The sequence below is a fragment of the Stenotrophomonas sp. HMWF023 genome, assembly GCF_003060985.1.
In the GTDB taxonomy this organism is placed as follows: domain Bacteria; phylum Pseudomonadota; class Gammaproteobacteria; order Xanthomonadales; family Xanthomonadaceae; genus Stenotrophomonas; species Stenotrophomonas lactitubi.
The window spans coordinates 13,666-16,826 of record NZ_QAIJ01000084.1 but is presented as its reverse complement, the minus strand read 5'-3'; the positions used below and the strand labels follow the sequence as shown (position 1 = coordinate 16,826).

The window sequence follows — 3,161 nt, the reverse complement described above, 5'->3', positions numbered from 1 at the left end:
CTCGACCACGGCGCACTGGGCTTCATTCCGAAATCCGCTGATTCGGACACCATCGGCCATGCGCTCGGCACCATCCTCGATGGCGAGACCTGGGCGCCGCCGGAAGCCCACAACGTGCCGCCGACCGGCAGCGAAGAACGCGAAGTCGGCCAGCGCCTGCGCGAGCTGACCCCGCAGCAGTTCCGCGTACTGCAGATGCTCGGCGCGGGCCGTTTGAACAAGCAGATCGCCTACGACCTCAACGTCTCCGAAGCAACGATCAAGGCCCACGTCACCGCGATCCTGCGCAAGCTGGGCGTGACCAACCGCACCCAGGCGGTGCTGATGGCCGGCAAGCTGGCGATCGACGACGACGCCATCGTGCTGCCGCCGGAAGAAGATTGACGTTGGTAGGTGCCAAGCTTGCTTGGCACGCTTTCGCCGTTGCGCGTGCCGGCCAGCGGCCGGCACTACCGGATTCCGCTTCGGCCTGACGCCACCATTTCCACGCGATATAGCCATCGCTATAAAAACCAGCCCTGCCTGCGCGTTTCGCTGGAAATGCGCCACGCGCGGATCGCGGTGCTAAGCTTCGCGTCCCCTTGGGGAGTAGCCGGATTCCTACGCAGGAATCGTCCACGTCAACATACTCGGCCAGCGCGCCGTGGCGTGGACAACCATGATGGTTGGCGAGACCAGCGGCCCGCGCGCGCAACATCAGGTTGGGCGCGAGCGCAGGCCGTGCGTCCGTCCTTGCCCGACCTCAGCAGCCGCCAATGTCCCCCATTTCGATCCTCCTGATCGGCTTTGCCATGTCCACCGATGCCTTCGCCGCTGCGATCGGCAAGGGTGCAGCCATGCGCAAGCCGGTGTTCCGTGATGCGCTGCGCGCCGGCATCATCTTCGGCGTCATCGAGGCGATCACACCCATCATCGGTTGGCTGCTCGGCCGTGCCGCGCTGCAGTACGTGGAAGCGTTCGACCACTGGATCGCCTTCGGCCTGCTCGGCGCGCTGGGCATCCACATGATCTACAACGGCCTGCGTCCGGATAACGGCGAGGACGATGAAGATCCGGCGCAGCACCATGGCTTCTGGAAGCTGGCACTGACCGGTTTCGCCACCAGCATCGACGCGATGGCAGTCGGCATCGGCCTGGCCTTCATGGACGTGCATATCGGGGTGATGGCCGCAGTCATCGGCCTATGCACGCTGACCATGGTCACCGCCGGCATCATGCTGGGCCGCGTGCTCGGCAGCATGGTCGGCAAGCGCGCCGAAATCATCGGTGGCGTGATCCTGGTGATCATCGGTGCGACGATCCTGTATGAACACCTGCACGGCGTCGCGTAAGGCGTCGGCTGTCGGCGATCATGAGGTTGCCGGCCAGCGGCCGGCACTACCCGCGCGTCATCCGCGTGTGGCGTGGATTCAGTCGTTGTTGCGGGTATCCCGCAGTGCGCCCAGGAACGCGCGCAGCGACGCCGGCTTGATCGGCTTGGTCAACAGGCGATAGCCACGCTCGCGTGCCATCCGCTTCAGTTCATCGCGGCCATCGGCGGTAAGCAGCGCACCAGGCAACGGATAGCCCGCCGCCTCACGCAATGCCACCAGCGCATCCAGGCCATCCATGCGATCGTGCAGGTGGTAGTCCACCAGCATCACCTGCGGACGCTCGGCGATCTTCTGCAGCGCCTGGTCCACCGTCGATGCGGTGATCACCTGCACCTGCCAGCGCCCCAGCAGCGCGCGCATGCCATCGAGGATCTCCTCGTCGTTGTCCACGCACAGCACGCGCAGGCCCGCCAACGAATCGCTGCGGACCGGCGGTGCCGTCGCCGCCAGGGTGACCGCATCGGTATATCCCGGCAGCGGCGCCACCCGCGGCAGGATGATCGAGAACATCGAGCCGCTGCCGACCCGGCTGCGCGCATTCAAGCGATGATCGAGCAGCCGCGAGATGCGCTGGCAGATCGACAGGCCCAGTCCCAGGCCCTGCTCGCCCCAATCGAACGGCTGCTGGTAGCGATGGAACTCGTCGAAGATCTGCCGCATGTGATGCTCGGGAATGCCGGGGCCGGTATCCCACACCTGCAGTTCCACTTCATCGCCGCGCTGGCGCACGGCCAGCACGATGCGCCCCTGCCGTGTGTAGCGCAGCGCATTGGCAAGGAAGTTCTGCAGCACACGGCGCAGCAGGCGACGATCGCTGCGCACCCAGGTGGTGCGCGCGAACAGATCCAGTCGCAGCCCGCGTCCGGCCGCGACCGGCGTGTACTGCGCGGCCAGCTCACGCATCAAAGCACTGACATCGAACTCGCCGATCACCGGATGCAGGCCGCCGGCATCCAGCCGCGAGACGTCCAGCAGGCCATCAAGCAGCTCTTCGGCCGCGCGCAGCGACGCATCCACGCGTTCGGCCAGATGCCGCTGCTCGTCGCTGACATGGTCGCTTTCGCGCAGCGCCGAAGCGAACAGCCGCGCCGCATTCAACGGCTGCAGCACGTCATGGCTGATCGCGGCCAGAAAACGGGTCTTCGACTGCTGCGCGACTTCCGCAACATGCGAGCGCTCGGCCACGCGCTGCTCCAGCGTTTCGTTGGCTTCCAGCAGCGCGCGTTCGGCGTGCTTGTAGTCGGTGATGTCGTTGTAGCTGGTGACGTAGCCGCCGCCGGGCAGTGCCTGGCCGCGCATTTCGATCACCTTGCCATCGCTTCGGGTGCGCTCGAACACATGCGGCGAGCCGGCGCGCATGTAGCCGATGCGGCGATTGATCTGCAGTTCGATATCGCCCTCGCCCAGCTCACCACGCTCGGCGTTGTAGCGGATCAGATCGGCGACCGGACGACCCACGTAGAGCATGCCGTCGGGGTAGCCGAACATGTCCTGGTAGCGGCGGTTCCAGGCGGTCAGGCGCATGTCCGGGTCGACCACGCTGACCCCGGCGCTGATGTTTTCCAGAGTGGTCGACAGGATCTCGCGGTTGAAGCGCAGTTCCTGTCCCGCTTCGTCCAGCACCGCCACCACTTCGCCCAGGTCCATGCCCGAACCGCGCAGCAGGCTGGTCAGCAGCAGGCGCGCGGAGGCCGCACCGATCGACGCCGCCAGCAGGCGTTCGGTGAACTGCACCCAAGGCCGGTCGGCCGGTGCCGAGGACTGCAGCTCGCGCCCCAGCGACTGCGC

General features: G+C 66.3%; 3 protein-coding genes and 1 riboswitch. Of the genes, 2 read left to right on the top strand and 1 reads right to left on the bottom strand.

Annotation, left to right across the window (positions count from 1 at the left end):
* Nucleotides 1-384: response regulator transcription factor (locus tag DBR20_RS03905; protein ID WP_146186949.1), on the top strand; the 384-nt coding region annotated here is incomplete at its 5' end.
* 193 nt (nt 385-577) lie between these two features.
* Nucleotides 578-667: riboswitch (yybP-ykoY riboswitch) on the top strand.
* 88 nt (nt 668-755) lie between these two features.
* Complete coding sequence (locus tag DBR20_RS03900) at nt 756-1,331, top strand: manganese efflux pump MntP family protein (RefSeq protein WP_100554032.1); 576 nt, start codon at nt 756-758, stop codon at nt 1,329-1,331.
* A gap of 78 nt (nt 1,332-1,409) precedes the next feature.
* On the opposite strand, the gene DBR20_RS22650 is transcribed toward DBR20_RS03900, so the two are convergent.
* Nucleotides 1,410-3,161 (bottom strand): NahK/ErcS family hybrid sensor histidine kinase/response regulator (locus tag DBR20_RS22650; RefSeq protein WP_258223203.1); only part of this gene is annotated, 1,752 nt, incomplete at its 5' end.